Genomic DNA, 13,879 nt, shown 5'->3' with positions numbered 1-13,879 from the left:
ACTTCGTCCTTAAAGCGTATCCAAAATTAACGGGCTCACGTGCACGACATCAGCAATTCCTGCCTGCGCGCCTGCGTGCGGTTTTGAAAATAGGTACGGCTGATAGCATAAAGATTATAAATTAAAATAACCAGCAATAATGAATGCAGCCAGGTCACTGTGAGCGACGTGAAGACCGGGATGGTGACAAGAACCCCGATGCAACCGGCTAAACTTAACACCAGCGTTTTTTTCATCGGAATTTTATCGTGTTGCAAAAAAACCAGCGTGGTCAGAGGCTGCTGCATGGCTCCAGCCGTGGTCATGATGGGGAAGGCGACCACCGGCGAAACATTCAATAAAAATAACACGCTTTGCACCATAACAAAGAGACCAATGCCTACGGAAGTCAATGCGCCGCAGACAATCATGGCCAGAAAGCCGATAAACAGCTTATAGGTATGCAAATCCACAGCATCCCCGCCGAAAGGAATAAGGCGCAATTGATGACAAATCAACAGCGCGATTAATAATGGAAAGCAACACATCATGGCAAGACGAATGGCTTGCCTACTAAGCCGGCTTACCACCGCGCCGCCGATTAATCCACCTAGACAGGCGCCGGAAACGAGGGTGATTAGCGTTGTCAGATTAACATCAATCAGCTGCATGAAAAACAGCGACTCAATGGTACCCGGAATAACCTGGGCGCCATTGTTGACGGCGGGTAATTCATCGTCAGGAAAAGTGCCTAAAAACTTGGCGAGAGCCACATTCACTGCAAAACTGCCTACACCCAGGGTATCGGCAATGAAGGCAATAATACCGCTCGCCAGCAGTTTGATGTAATCCAGGATGGACAGAGGAACGTTAGGCTGGGTATACAGACGATACAGCATGGCGGCGACGCAAATCACGCTTAAAAGTAAAATGGTAAAAATAATAAAAGGAATTGCCATCAGACGCACAAAGCCATTAAAAAGTTAAGCTTAAGCCTTATCAATTGGCAAAGAAAAGCTAAACTAGCCATTGATATGCCGGAATGACCAGTGATTATACATCATTTGGTCATTCCGGCAAATAATCCAATGGGCAAATTGTGCATTATAAATGCAAAAAACACCCTTATTTAACCAAACAGGCGCTTGGCCAGCGAGGCCACATGACGTCCCTGGGCGCGTGCAATGGTTAATTCAATGGCATTCGGTGTCAATTTTCCATCCGGACCAGCAATGGTTCCGGCCCCAAAGGGCGAACCGCCGCGCATCTGGCTTAAGTCGGTCAAAGCCGATTCCGAGTAGGGAACGCCCACGAGGACCATGCCATGGTGCACCAGGGTATTCCAGAACGACATAATGGTCGACTCATTGCCGCCGCCAGTACCTGTCGACACAAACACGCTGCCCACTTTTCCAATCAAGCCGCCTTTTACCCACATGCCGCCCGTCTGATCAAGAAAATTGCGCATTTGCGCTGCCATATTGCCAAAACGGGTTGGGGTACCAAAAAGAATGGCATCGTAATCCGTCAGTTCCTGTGGTGTAGCCACGGGGGCTACCTGATTCAGTTTAACACCGGCTTTTTTAGCCACTTCCTCCGGCATGGTTTCCGGGACGCGTTTGACAACCACCGTAACCCCATCCACCTCCTTAACGCCCTTTTCCACTTCGTAAGCCATGGTTTCAACATGACCGTAACTGGAATAATAAAGAATCAATACCTTTGCCATTCACTCCTCCTGAGTTAAAAACGCTGATTGCGGAAATCATCAAGGGCCTGCATGACTTCTTCCTGGGTATTCATTACAAAAGGCCCTAATCGGGCAATTGGCTCATGCAGTTTTTTTGCGGTAATGAATAAACAGCGCGTCTCTTCATCCATCGCCTGCAACCGCAATGCCGTCCCTTCACTTAAAACAGCCAGGGTATGAGCGGCCACCGTCTCGCTGCCGACGGTCAATTGGCCCTTCAAAACAAAAAGCAAGGCCTGGTGGTCTTCTGCCACGACCTGATTCAGCGCGTGTCTCGCCGGTAGGGAAATATCGAGAAACAAAGGCTGGGTGGCGATGCCCTGGATAGGCGACCGGCTGCCGCCTGGGGTTTCTCCGGCAATCACTTTGATTTGCCCGCCTGCCGGCAACGCTTCCAAAGGCAGTTCGTCAGCAGTAAATTCCTGATAATTCGGCTCAACCCACTTACTGGCCGCCGGCAGATTAAGCCACAACTGTAAGCCCGTCAGCCGGCCATTGCCCTGTTGAGGCATCTCCGAATGAATGATGCCTTTACCGGCAGTCATCCATTGCACATCGCCGGGCCCAATCAGGCCGCGTCGGCCATGATTGTCTTCATGGGCAATCTGCCCGTCGAGCAGGTAAGTCACGGTTTCAAAGCCACGGTGAGGGTGGGGCGGAAACCCGGCGATAAAATCCAGGGGATTGTCGCTGTCAAAAAAATCAAACAATAAAAACGGTTCATAGGGATTTTGTCTGTCAGCCCCAATATAACGAAACAGTTTAACTCCCGCACCCTCTCGCATCAACGTACCCTGCAGGCGTTCTTTTACTGCGATTTGATTCATTGCTTCTCGCTTCAATCCAAATGTCTTTAGCATAGTTTAAAAACAGCCATTTAGGGATCCCCGAGTCTGATTTATTCATCCGTTTGCCTTTTGCCGTTTTAAAGAGCCTGTTCTATGCTTACTTATCTGAGCGACCCACTCAGCCCACGCATCACCGACGATTTTTTTATTCAACAACAAAAGGAGTTTGTCTGTGGATACCAAGGAACATACAGAATTGGGGAATGCCTTAAAATTCAACGGATTTAAGAACAACCCTTACCTGAAAACAGGCAAGCAAGGGGAAGTGTCCTTGCAAATGATGCGCTTTTCCAATACGGGCATTCCTGAACCTGTTAATTTAAATTTATCCTTTGGCAATGTCATCGCCATGGCCGGGGATTTTTTCACCGATCCCACCTGGTCTATGGAATTAAATTTACCCAAATGCCATGGGCAGAAAGCCAAGTCCGTTGGCAAAAAATTGATACGCCAACCGGTTAGACCCGAAGACAAACAGGCTTTGTTGCGCGCTTATAATAATCTGGCTTCCCCCGACGTTCAAAACAGCGACATCGATAAAATTTATCGCATTGACAGTACACGGTATGTGTCCTTTTCCGACACGTTAAATGATTATGTCAAACAGTTAATGTTTTATTTACGCGTGAAAGATTATGGGGAAATGTTAAACCGTAACCAAACCCATTTTACGCCCTGGTCTGTACGCGTCTACACCATTGGCCATCACCTTGCGCTGGAATTTTCCCGCATCGCCTACGAGTTTCAGCAGTTGGCTAATAACCAGAATTATATCCCCAAACAGGACTCGGCTCGTGTTTTATGGGAAACCCTGAAAGCGGAAAAAACCTACACTGGCGATGAACTCCATGATCTCGCCTGCCGTTATCAGGCCATGGCACTGGGACTGGAATTATTCACGTTCCATTATTATTCCGATCACTTCGCCGCAGGCCACATGTCCATGATCAGTGATTTACGCGTACTGCTGCAGGAGCGGTTTGGCGTATGGGGAAGTATACTTGCCAATGATCTGCATAATGAGTTGAACCGTGTCGGTGTCTACACCACCCGGGCCTACGACCCAACCCCGACTCCGTCAGAGCCGCCGAATGCAGCACGAGGCGACAGTGATTTTAATGAGTGCATTAATTATTTCAATAAAGTCGCCTGCCTTAGCGGCATGCAGAAGTCTTTGGGTGATTTGGAGCGCGTGGCTCAGGGTGGTGAGATACCGTCGCAGGAAAACTATGCCGGTTTGGAAGAATTGCCTGATGTGGATAAACGCTACCGACAACCACAGCCATTGTTTGTTCTTGATGAAAACGAGACTGTTTTTTATCGTAACGATTTAAGCCGAATCCGATTATTGTCGCCATCGGATTACCGGAATTTACGTGAAAATCCCGGTGCGCATGGTTATTCGCCATTAACCAGCCAATGGGGCGCATTCAATCTGGTCGCCAAATTAAGACTTTTTCCTTATGTTTACCAAGGGACCTTGCAAGCGCTTACACTCAGTGAATTATTGCGTATTCAAAAGGAAGAGCAGGATTTAAATCCCAATCGGCAGCCTATTCCCATCCCTCCTTGCAATACTCCCTCCCTTACAGTCAATACCGATTGGCACACACCTGCTACTGGGGCGGCATTGCAACAAGCCTTGCGTAAACATGGCTTTCTTGCTGAACCCGTTGTTAATTCCAAAAAAGAAAGCAAGGAATTGGAGACATCCCCTGTTTTCGGCTCCTGAACGTGAGCAAGCTTGCTGGCCATTGAGGAAGAGGAGCGCTTTCTCAATGGCTTCACCGATTGTCAGAAAGACCAATTGAATCCTGGGGAGGTGCCAGAATGGAAATGAATTATGTTACTATGGTTGATTTGTACGAGAGCCTCATTAAGCCAGAAGCCCAATCGATTGATCTCTTCGCAGAAAGTGGGCGGTTACAGGCAACTCTCATTTTATTCTGGACACTACCATGGCGCTAAAAAAATTGGTTTTCCTTGGGTTACTAATCATTAGTCACTGGACACAGGCCGGTGTTGTGTTAACGGACATCCAGGGGAAGAAAATCGCCTTCCATGATCTTAAAGGCAAGTGGGTCATGATTAACTACTGGGCGAGCTGGTGCCAGCCCTGCGTCGACGAAATTCAGGAATTCAATCAATTTTACCGGATAGAAAAAGACCGGGTGGCCCTGTTTGCAGTCAATTATGAGGGGTTATCTCTGGCTGAGCAACGGCATTTAATCAAACAATACCGTATTCGTTACCCCAGCCTGCAAAAGGACCCCCGCCACTCCCTGGAACTAGGGGATATTCGCGGCGTACCGGTGACCTTTGTTTTTAATCCCCGGGGTGAGTTCATGACCGCCCTGTATGGCAGTCAAACCATGGATACCTTAAGGGAAATCATTCGCCGCAGTTAATACTCTGCTTCAAGGCTATCGCTTTTGGGGGTAAACAAACGGTCCTTCTGGCTTTTTGTTATTTTGATGGTCAGTTGCCATCCCCCCTCCTCCTTGCTTACTTCATCGGTCACCGCGCCCATCTGATAGAGTTTGGCACGCAATTTGGCCTGGTCCGGTCCCAGGCTGACCGTTTCTTCTGTAATGTCCCCATGCAACAGGGTGGCAACCGCTTTGGTCAGTAAATCCAATCCATCACCGGTTTTAGCGGAAAGCCAGACCTTGCAATTGCCTTCCTGCAAATCCAGTTTCGGCTGCCAGTCTTCATGCTGGTCAATTTTATTAAAGACCTGGATAACGGGAATATCATCAACACCGATTTCTTTCAAAACCTGCTGCACGGCAAACACGGTATCGCGCCAGTTGGGATCGGCGATATCAATCACATGCAGTAATAAATCGGCTTGTGCCGTCTCCTCCAGCGTAGCCCGGAATGCTTCCACCAGATCATGGGGTAAGTCCCGGATAAAACCCACCGTATCGGCCAGGATAATGGGGGAGGAGCCCGGAATATCCAATTTACGCATGGTTGGATCAAGCGTCGCAAACAATTGATCGGCGGCATAACTGTGGCCGCCAGTCAGCGCATTGAACAGGGTGGATTTACCCGCGTTGGTATAACCCACCAGGGAGACGGTTTTAAGCGCCGCTTTTTGACGGGCGCGACGGTTTTGATCGCGACTGCGTCTGACCTTTTCAAGGCGTTTATTAATGTATTTGATGCGCTCACGCAACAGGCGTCGATCGGTTTCAAGCTGGGTCTCACCTGGACCACGTAAACCGATACCGCCCTTTTGGCGCTCAAGGTGGGTCCAGCCGCGGATGAGCCGTGTCGAAATATGCTGTAATTGCGCGAGTTCAACCTGAAGCTTCCCTTCAAAGGTACGGGCGCGTTGTGCAAAAATATCCAGGATCAAACCGCTCCTGTCCACGACCCGGCATTGAAAAAGCCGCTCAAGGTTTCGCTCCTGAGATGGCGACAACTCATGATTGACTAAAACCAGTTCCGCCTGTTCGGCCTGAACCAGCCCCTGGATTTCTTCCGCTTTGCCAAGACCAACATAATAGCGGGCTTCAGGGGTAGCGCGGGCACCCGTGACGCAAGCGATCACTTCAGCCTGAGCCGATACCGCCAACTCTTTAAATTCATCCAAAGCTCTGCCGGCATCCACCCCGGGAAGCGCCAGTTGCACCAGAATAGCGCGCTCGCCACCTTGCGGTCGTTCAAACAATACGTCAATTCCACCACGTTGAAAGGGTGTCAGTCTGCCACATTTTCGTCCTCATCACCAGTGGGCACTTTAACCATCCGCGATGGCACCACGGTCGAAATGGCGTGTTTATAGACCATTTGCGTGACGGAGTTCTTTAACATCACCACGTATTGATCAAAAGAATCAATCAGACCATGTAATTTAATGCCATTGACTAGAAAAACCGACACTGGCACCTTTTCCTTACGAAGTTCGTTCAGAAAGGGATCCTGCAGCAAGTGATTTTTATTAGACATTGCCTTCTCCTTGTTCTTGTTTTTTAAGGCAACCACATTCACAAGTATAGTCGGCATTCACTAACAATACTTTAAGACTAAATGAATTATTTATGAGCGGCCGGTTTGTTAATAAGGCATGGCCTGGGATTAATTTTTAAGGCCTGTTGGAGAGACCCCTTTCGCCTGCTACACTCGTTGTTGACCGTTAATCTGCCATCTGTGCATCAATACAAGGAGTATTCAATGCCAAAGTACACACCAGAACAATTACGTGGTTTTAATCCCACTGACGCCAAGGCCCTGCTGGATGATGAGGATTCATTGATTGCCAGCCGTGAGGCATTGGACGAGCTGTCTGATAGTGAGAAACGACAATTGATTTTTCACATGTTGTCGAACAGAGCCGATCTTAAAGGGTTAAGCCACTTGAGCGATGCTCTGCGTAATCCCACACTGCAAACCAATGACTGCTTTCATGCCGCCTTTTCAAGAGCACTGGAAGTCTGCCGCCGTCTTGATTCCATCACCGACAGCCGAAACAAGAACCCCGGGCGTATCTTTATCGGCGAAGAATTCAATGTCGATATGTACAATGAACATGCCGCTCTGGTTCAGCACCGTCTGGCCGGTAAGGAACAAGAGATTGCCCTTTGTCTTGCCAACTCCCCTGCGTCACATACCGAAATTGCCAAGGGTCTCAGGATTTTATCTGTACAGCCCACGGGTGATGTATTTAAAACCATTAATGAAAAATTTGGTAAGATTATGGTTTCTAAATCAAAAGAAGAGAAAGAGGAAGAGGTGAGTTTACTTGACGATAGCGCTTCGTCCGATGATGAACATCGAAAAGGGTGTTGCGTTTTATTTTAATCATCCACTTCCTGCACAGAGACATCGCGCGAGCCGCGATATCTCTGTGTCGCCTGTGCATCAACCACTGCATTCATTCCCTGCCGTACCCCTCAAACATTATTAACCCATCAAATCAGCTGGCTTATCCTGCCTTAAGATAGGACATACTGTTTTTTGAGATATTTCTTACAACGGATAGAGAAGTATACATCAAGACTTTTTTAGTGCCTTAAGTAATACTTGATGCAAAGGATGACACGGATTGTCTGACAGGAAGTCAAACAAGGGACCAGCACAATGGAAGTGCTTCGCCGTAAGGATGCGGCTTTTTTGGAAAGGAATAGGTGATTCTGGCTTCCTCCGAGTGATTCACCTATCCCCTTCACACTGTCTTTATTACCCGTTCACTTTACACATCAATGTTTTCTGCTTCCAATGCATTCGATTCAATGAAATCACGTCGTGGTTCAACTTGGTCACCCATCAAGGTAGTAAAGATTTGGTCTGCCGCCACAGCATCCTCAATGCTGACTTGCAGCATGCGCCTGACTTCTGGATCCATGGTGGTTTCCCAGAGTTGCTCAGGATTCATTTCACCCAACCCTTTATAACGCTGAATGCTTTGGCCCCGCTTCGCCTCGTCCATTAACCAGTTCAGTGCATCCTCAAACGTTTCAACCCCTTGTTTTTTCTCACCGCGCTGAACATAAGCGCCTTCGTCAATGAGATTAGCCAGTTTGGTACCCAAGCTGTTGATTTCTCTATAATCCTTCGATGCAAAAAATTCCGGGCTCAGGGAGAGGAAATTTTCAATGCCGTGTTGCGCAATACTGATCCTTGGGAAGTAATAATTTCCATCCTGATGATATTGCGTATCCACCGCATACTGCTGACTCTTGTTATCCAGTTGCTGCAGACTTAAATGCAGTTGTTGTGACCACCCGGCAATAATGTCCTGATGGTTGAAGTCATCACTTTGCAAAGCAGGTAAATACATGATGCGTTTCAATATGTTCTGATTATAACGGCGCGACAGGCGTTTGATTATTTTTTCAACACGTCGATATTGCAATACCAATTCCTCAAGTGCTTTGGAAGTAATGGCAGGTGCTTCCTTATCCGGATAAAATGCCGCTTCATCCAGGGCAGCCTGTGTTAAATAATCAAACAAAGCTTCATCATCTTTTACATACTGCTCTTGTTTTCCACGCTTGACCTTGTAGAGTGGCGGCTGCGCGATATAAATATACCCGCGTTCGATTAATTCTGGTGTTTGCCTGTAAAAGAAAGTAAGCAGCAAGGTTCGAATATGAGAACCGTCAACGTCGGCGTCAGTCATGATAATAATACGGTGATATCGTATTTTCTCAGGATCGTATTCGTCCGGTCCAATTCCGCAACCCAGAGCGGTAATCAACGTTGCCACTTCCTGTGAAGACAACATCTTATCAAAACGTGCCTTTTCAACATTGAGAATTTTACCCTTAAGCGGCAAAATGGCCTGGAATTTTCGATCGCGTCCCTGTTTTGCAGAACCGCCGGCCGAATCTCCCTCGACAATGTACAATTCTGAAAGCGCTGGATCCTTTTCCTGGCAATCAGCCAATTTCCCTGGAAGACCGGCAATGTCGAGAGCGCCTTTACGTCGGGTCATTTCCCTTGCCCGCCTTGCCGCTTCACGTGCCCGCGCTGCATCGATGATTTTACCCACAATCGCTTTTGCGACGCTGGGATTCTCGAGCAGGAAATCATTAAATTTGTCAGCAACCACGGATTCCACAACCGATTTGACTTCTGAAGAAACCAGTTTGTCTTTTGTTTGCGATGAGAATTTGGGATCGGGAACCTTGACTGACAACACAGCCGTCAATCCTTCGCGTGCGTCGTCCCCAGTCGTCGTAACTTTGGCTTTTTTAGCATACCCTTCATTTTCAATGTAGGTATTCAACGTACGGGTCAGTGCCGCTCGGAAGCCTGCCAGGTGTGTGCCCCCATCGCGTTGTGGGATATTGTTGGTAAAGCAGAAAAATGTTTCCTGGAAAGAGTCATTCCACTGCATGGATAAATCGACCGTGATGTTGTCTTTTTCAGCTGTTAAACTGAATACAACCGGCATAATCGGGGTTTTGTTGCGATTAAGGTGCTCAACAAAAGCCTGAATCCCCCCCTCATAACGGAAGGTATCCTGTTTTTGGGTGCGCTCATCAAAAAGATGAATGCACACACCGGAATTAAGAAAAGACAATTCTCTTAATCGTTTGGCTAAAATATCGTAATGAAATTCAATATTGCTGAACGTATTGGCACTGGGCTTAAACCACACCTGAGTGCCTGTGGCATTGGCATCACCGGTGACGGCTAAAGGTGCATCTGGAACACCATTACGGTAATGCTGCTCATGCACCTTGCCATGACGGCGAATGGTTAAATGCAATTCCTCAGACAAAGCGTTGACCACTGACACACCGACCCCATGCAACCCGCCGGACACTTTATAGGAGTTATCATCAAATTTTCCACCCGCGTGCAGAATCGTCATGATGACTTCCGCCGCTGACCGGCCCTCTTCTTTATGGATATCCACCGGTATACCGCGGCCATCATCTTTTACAGTAATGGATTCATCAGCATGAATTGTCACAAATATTTCTTTGCAATGACCCGCCAGGGCTTCGTCAATGGAGTTATCGACAACTTCAAAAACCATATGATGCAAGCCAGTGCCATCATCAGTATCGCCAATATACATTCCCGGTCTTTTTCTTACGGCATCCAAACCTTTTAAGACTTTAATATTGGTCGAATCATAGCTAGCATTAACAGTCATAAGTTTTCCTCTGTTACGAATCCTGCCTGTGCAAACCTTGGATTATAGCACTTTTCACCGCGGGATTATACTTTCGTACCATTTCTTTACAGCATTGAGTTGATTTGTTTCACGTGAAACATGGACTTACACGAGCCATCGTCATTCAATGACGTACCTAGGCCCGTTGACCTTTGTCGAGAGAGATGAGCTCATAATGATGTTCATGGAAAAAATCGGTAAACCATCCAGACGTATTTGAAGTAATAATGAATTGAGAGTCATTTGTTTTAATGTACTCAATAAGCCGTGACAGATGAGTCGGATCCAGTTCGGCGTTGATGTCGTCAATCAAATGAATGCAATGTCGGGATAGTAATTCAGCCTGAGCCAATTTAAGCGCAAAAAGAACCATCTTCTGCTGTCCACGTGATAGATGAAACCGGGCTTTATGCTCATCGATGGTAATCATAATATCGGCGTGATGTGGCCCGTAATGGGTAAATTGCCTTTGACGATCAGCGGCTAACGTCGCCTCTAAAACAGAACCAAGCGGAATACCCTCCTGCTTTCTATCCCACCCCTTGTAGTAATTCAGTTGACAGGAAAGATCGGAAAACGCATGTAAAATGATCTTGAAACGTTCATTCAGCTTAAGCACGTAATGGGCCCGTGACTCATCCAATTCATTCGCCAAATCAGATAATAGTTTGTCCCATGGAGCAAATTGCTGCGCAGAAGCCTGCTGTTTGAGTAAACTATTCCTTTGTTTTAAAGCCCTGCGATAATTTTTCCATAGCCCATGGTAAGTGTGTTCCACGTGAAACAATCCCCAATCCAGTACACTGCGACGAACCGCTGGACCTGAATCGATGATTTGAAAGATGTCCTGATAAAAAATTTGCGTTGGTAAAAGGTAAGCGAGCTGACTACTGGTAAAACAAGGAGTACCATTGATTTTTACGACTGTCGCTGCGGACAGGGATTTACTGATGGAAACCGTCTGCTCGTCGGCTGTTTTAGTAAAAACAGACAATGCGGGTTGTTGATAAGTAACCAGACTGGAAATTTCACGGGCTCTGAATGAATGGCCATTACCTAATAAATAAATGGCCTCAAGAAAGGAGGTTTTGCCACTGCCATTGAGACCGGTAACCAGATTAAGGTGAGGATGCAAATTCACACGCAACGGCTGCAGATTACGGAGATTATGAACATGCAATTCACTGAGAATCATAACTTCATGGGCATAATGATGTATTGGTAATTGGCGTCCTGTAATGATTCAACTAGCATACTCTTGTCGGTTGTAGACATGGATAATCGAACAAGTCCATCAGGTAAATAACCCAATACATCCAATAAATAACCCGCATTGATACCAATCTTGAGTTCCTGACCATCGACGTGGGCTTCGAGTAATTCACTGGCCTCCTCCTGCTCCTGATTATTGGCAATCAAAGTGAGCGAATTGGCTTGAATGTGAAGAAGAACCGCGCGTGATTTTTCGTTAGCCAGAATAGCAATTCGGGACAGCGACCGTTTGAGAATATCCCGGTCAATCAGCACGTACTTGTCCTGGTCCGTTGGAATGGCTTTGGTGTAGGGCGGAAAACGCGCTTCGATCAATTTCGTGGAAAAAGTATATTGCTCGGTCACTAAACGAAAATGACCCTTGCCAGCCGTTACCACAATGGACTCGTCCGTGACAGCAGCCAACAATCTGAGCATTTCCTGAACACCTTTACGGGGCAACAAAAACCGCTGCGACGGCAAATGCTGCTCACATTGAAACTTACAAATGGCCATGCGGTGACCATCGGTCGCCACCGTGGTTAAATGGCTCCCTTCGATATCAAGCAACAGGCCGTTAAGGAAAACACGAACGTCCTGCTGCGACATGGCAAAATGAGTGGATTGCAGCAGATGGATCAATGACTCGCGCTGAATGGTGAACTCAAGCTCGCTTTTATCCAAATCATTTACCGGAAATTGATCCGCCGGCAAGGTGGCTAATTTAAACTGGCTGCGTCCCGATTTGATTGCAACCCCACCTGCGGCTAATTTAATCTCGGCAACAGCATCGTCATCCAGAGAACGAATGATATCAATCAGTTTTTTTGCTTGCACGGTGATTTGTGATGCAGTATCAACCGAATCACAATCCAACACAGCAGACATTTCAATTTCCAAATCGGTTGCTGTCAACACCAGGCGGCTATTGGATACCGAAAGAAGGATATTGGACAAAATAGCAAGGGATTGCCGTTTATCGACCGCGCCAGCCATTGTTAATAGCGCAGGAAGTAATTTCCGTTTTTCTATAGCCAGTTGAAACATGTTTATTTCCAGTTAAGAAGACAAAATACGTAACAGATTTTTATAGTCTTCAGCAAAATCATTTTCTATCTGCACCAGTTCCTTGACTTTACGGCAGGCATGAATGACGGTGGTATGATCACGACCGCCAAAATGGTCGCCAATTTCAGGGAGGCTGTGATTGGTTAATTCCTTAGCCAGGGCCATGGCCATCTGCCTTGGTCTGGCAATCGAGCGGCTGCGGCGCTTGGATAATAAATCCGCCACTTTGACTTTGTAATACTCAGCGACCGTTTTCTGGATGTTTTCAATCGTGACCAGCTTATCCTGTAAAGCAAGAAGATCACGCAAGGCATCATGAACAAAATCAATAGTAATGCACTTGCCGGTAAAATGGGCATTCGCGATGACACGACGTAAAGCGCCCTCCAATTCACGGACATTGGAACGTATGCGTTTGGCAATAAAAAAAGCCACTTCGTAGGGCAATTCAATATTGGATTGCTCCGCTTTACTGATCAAAATGGCCACACGCGTTTCAAGCTCGGGCGGTTCGACAGCAACGGTCAATCCCCAGCCAAACCGTGATTTAAGCCGCTCTTCCACCCCTTCGATTTCCTTAGGATAGCGATCACTGGTGAGAATGATTTGTTGCTGGCCTTCAAGTAACGCATTGAACGTATGAAAAAATTCTTCCTGTGAGCGGTCTTTTCCAGCAAAAAACTGGATATCATCAATCAACAGGGCATTCAACGAACGATAGAACCGTTTAAACTCATTGATGGTATTGGTTTGCAGGGCTTTGACCATGTCCGCCACGAAACGTTCAGAATGAAGATAAAGCACTTTGGCTTCAGGATTATTTTTTAAAATGGCATTGCCTATCGCATGCATCAGGTGGGTTTTACCCAACCCCACACCGCCATAAATAAAAAGCGGATTGTACGCGTCGCCAGGGCGCTCAGCCACTTGCAGGGAAGCGGCTCTAGCCAGTTGGTTTGAATTGCCCTCAACGAAGGTATCAAAATGAAATTTTTTGTTTAAATAACTGTTTTTATAGTCAGCGGTTTTTTTGGGGATGACTTTATTCACAGGGGCAGCGACCGGTGTTTCACGTTCGGCAGCAGCCGGTTGAGCAGACGGTTTACTGCCGATCTCAATGCTGACAGCGGAAATCAACTCGCCACCCAGTTGCGTAGCCAGTTCTCTTATTCGTGCAAAAAAATGCTTATTGACCCAGTCGACCACAAAACGGTTGGGGGCCAATAAAATAAGGCTGTTGTCCTGCACTTTCGCATGCAAGGGACGTAACCAGGTATTAAATTGCTGTGGGGGGTATTCCTCTTCCAGAAGCCCCAGACATTTCTGCCAAACGTTCGCAGACAC

Annotated in this window: 12 protein-coding genes; 3 read left to right on the top strand and 9 right to left on the bottom strand. The window is 47.0% G+C overall.

What is annotated here, in order from left to right:
• Nucleotides 1-35: 35 nt before the first annotated feature.
• The 3 genes from GH742_RS00060 to GH742_RS00050 form a co-directional block, all read right to left on the bottom strand.
• Nucleotides 36-938, bottom strand: a complete 903-nt coding sequence (locus GH742_RS00060) for a sulfite exporter TauE/SafE family protein (protein ID WP_203455602.1) — start codon at nt 936-938, stop codon at nt 36-38.
• Between the two features lie 170 nt (nt 939-1,108).
• On the bottom strand, nt 1,109-1,708 hold the full coding sequence (wrbA, locus tag GH742_RS00055; protein WP_203455601.1) for an NAD(P)H:quinone oxidoreductase: 600 nt from the start codon (nt 1,706-1,708) through the stop codon (nt 1,109-1,111).
• A 14-nt stretch (nt 1,709-1,722) separates the two neighbouring features.
• A complete protein-coding gene (locus GH742_RS00050; RefSeq protein ID WP_203456781.1) occupies nt 1,723-2,556 on the bottom strand; it encodes a pirin family protein in 834 nt (277 codons plus the stop codon).
• A gap of 193 nt (nt 2,557-2,749) precedes the next feature.
• Between GH742_RS00050 and GH742_RS00045 the strand changes: the two genes are divergently transcribed.
• Entirely contained in the window at nt 2,750-4,309 is a 1,560-nt protein-coding gene (locus GH742_RS00045) for a type IV secretion protein Dot (protein WP_203455600.1), read from the top strand.
• A 226-nt stretch (nt 4,310-4,535) separates the two neighbouring features.
• Nucleotides 4,536-4,985 carry a TlpA disulfide reductase family protein gene (locus tag GH742_RS00040; protein WP_203455599.1) on the top strand — a complete coding sequence of 150 codons (450 nt, stop codon included), beginning with the start codon at nt 4,536-4,538 and terminating at the stop codon, nt 4,983-4,985.
• Here GH742_RS00040 and hflX read toward each other — a convergent pair.
• Both hflX and hfq read right to left on the bottom strand, forming a co-directional pair.
• On the bottom strand, nt 4,982-6,256 hold the full coding sequence (gene hflX, locus GH742_RS00035; protein WP_203455598.1) for a ribosome rescue GTPase HflX: 1,275 nt from the start codon (nt 6,254-6,256) through the stop codon (nt 4,982-4,984). The two genes, GH742_RS00040 and hflX, sit on opposite strands and share 4 nt — an antisense overlap.
• Before the next feature lie 29 nt (nt 6,257-6,285).
• Nucleotides 6,286-6,534 (bottom strand): RNA chaperone Hfq, encoded by a 249-nt coding sequence (gene hfq / locus GH742_RS00030; protein WP_058527888.1) that lies wholly within the window; start codon nt 6,532-6,534, stop codon nt 6,286-6,288.
• Between the two features lie 225 nt (nt 6,535-6,759).
• Between hfq and GH742_RS00025 the strand changes: the two genes are divergently transcribed.
• Nucleotides 6,760-7,386, top strand: coding sequence for a hypothetical protein (locus GH742_RS00025; protein WP_203455597.1), 627 nt, complete (start codon nt 6,760-6,762; stop codon nt 7,384-7,386).
• A gap of 391 nt (nt 7,387-7,777) precedes the next feature.
• Here the strand turns inward: GH742_RS00025 and gyrB are convergent, their stop codons facing one another.
• The 4 genes from gyrB to dnaA all read right to left on the bottom strand — a co-directional run bounded on the left by gyrB (nt 7,778) and on the right by dnaA (nt 13,879).
• On the bottom strand, nt 7,778-10,195 hold the full coding sequence (gyrB, locus tag GH742_RS00020) for a DNA topoisomerase (ATP-hydrolyzing) subunit B (protein ID WP_203455596.1): 2,418 nt from the start codon (nt 10,193-10,195) through the stop codon (nt 7,778-7,780).
• A 157-nt stretch (nt 10,196-10,352) separates the two neighbouring features.
• Nucleotides 10,353-11,411 carry a DNA replication/repair protein RecF gene (gene recF, locus GH742_RS00015; protein ID WP_203455595.1) on the bottom strand — a complete coding sequence of 353 codons (1,059 nt, stop codon included), beginning with the start codon at nt 11,409-11,411 and terminating at the stop codon, nt 10,353-10,355.
• Nucleotides 11,408-12,514 carry a DNA polymerase III subunit beta gene (gene dnaN, locus GH742_RS00010; RefSeq protein WP_203455594.1) on the bottom strand — a complete coding sequence of 369 codons (1,107 nt, stop codon included), beginning with the start codon at nt 12,512-12,514 and terminating at the stop codon, nt 11,408-11,410. Before dnaN ends, recF begins: the two co-directional genes overlap by 4 nt.
• Nucleotides 12,515-12,526: 12 nt before the next feature.
• Nucleotides 12,527-13,879, bottom strand: a complete 1,353-nt coding sequence (dnaA, locus tag GH742_RS00005) for a chromosomal replication initiator protein DnaA (protein ID WP_203455593.1) — start codon at nt 13,877-13,879, stop codon at nt 12,527-12,529.

This window comes from Legionella sp. MW5194, from assembly GCF_016864235.1.
Taxonomy (GTDB): Bacteria; Pseudomonadota; Gammaproteobacteria; order Legionellales; family Legionellaceae; genus Legionella_C.
Note: the sequence above shows the minus strand (reverse complement) of the source record. Positions and strands in the feature narration are given on the sequence as shown.

Excerpts from the sequence above, each read along its gene's own strand:
- GH742_RS00060 (WP_203455602.1), bottom strand. The coding sequence starts at position 938 with ATGGCAATTCCTTTTATTATTTTTACCATTTTACTTTTAAGCGTGATT.
- wrbA (WP_203455601.1), bottom strand. The coding sequence starts at position 1,708 with ATGGCAAAGGTATTGATTCTTTATTATTCCAGTTACGGTCATGTTGAA.
- GH742_RS00050 (WP_203456781.1), bottom strand. The coding sequence starts at position 2,556 with ATGAATCAAATCGCAGTAAAAGAACGCCTGCAGGGTACGTTGATGCGA.
- GH742_RS00040 (WP_203455599.1), top strand. The coding sequence starts at position 4,536 with ATGGCGCTAAAAAAATTGGTTTTCCTTGGGTTACTAATCATTAGTCAC.
- hfq (WP_058527888.1), bottom strand. The coding sequence starts at position 6,534 with ATGTCTAATAAAAATCACTTGCTGCAGGATCCCTTTCTGAACGAACTT.
- GH742_RS00025 (WP_203455597.1), top strand. The coding sequence starts at position 6,760 with ATGCCAAAGTACACACCAGAACAATTACGTGGTTTTAATCCCACTGAC.
- gyrB (WP_203455596.1), bottom strand. The coding sequence starts at position 10,195 with ATGACTGTTAATGCTAGCTATGATTCGACCAATATTAAAGTCTTAAAA.
- recF (WP_203455595.1), bottom strand. The coding sequence starts at position 11,411 with ATGATTCTCAGTGAATTGCATGTTCATAATCTCCGTAATCTGCAGCCG.
- dnaN (WP_203455594.1), bottom strand. The coding sequence starts at position 12,514 with ATGTTTCAACTGGCTATAGAAAAACGGAAATTACTTCCTGCGCTATTA.